Source organism: Bacillus sp. AFS001701, assembly GCF_002559405.1.
Classification (GTDB): Bacteria; Bacillota; Bacilli; order Bacillales; family Bacillaceae_G; genus Gottfriedia.
Genome location: NZ_NTZO01000728.1, coordinates 1 through 243 on the forward strand (window position 1 = coordinate 1; position 243 = coordinate 243).

Sequence of the window (243 nt, forward strand, 5' to 3'; positions counted from 1 at the left end):
TCGCGTACGTCCCCGGCGACGTCAGCGTGTGGCCGAACCTGTCGGGTGGCGAAGCCGTCGACCTCCTCGCCCGGCTCCGCGGCGCCCGCACGAAGGACGACGCCTACCAGCACGAGAAGAAGCGGCTCACCGAGGCCTTCCAGTTCGACCCGCGCAAGAAGGGCCGCGCGTACTCCAAGGGCAACCGGCAGAAGGTCGCGCTGATCGCCGCCTTCGCCGTGCCCGCCGACCTGTACATCCTCG

At 70.4% G+C, this 243-nt stretch carries 1 pseudogene; it reads left to right on the plus strand.

The features are described 5' to 3' along the window. Positions 1 to 243, plus strand: a pseudogene (locus CN514_RS24885) (ABC transporter ATP-binding protein); the annotation flags it as partial.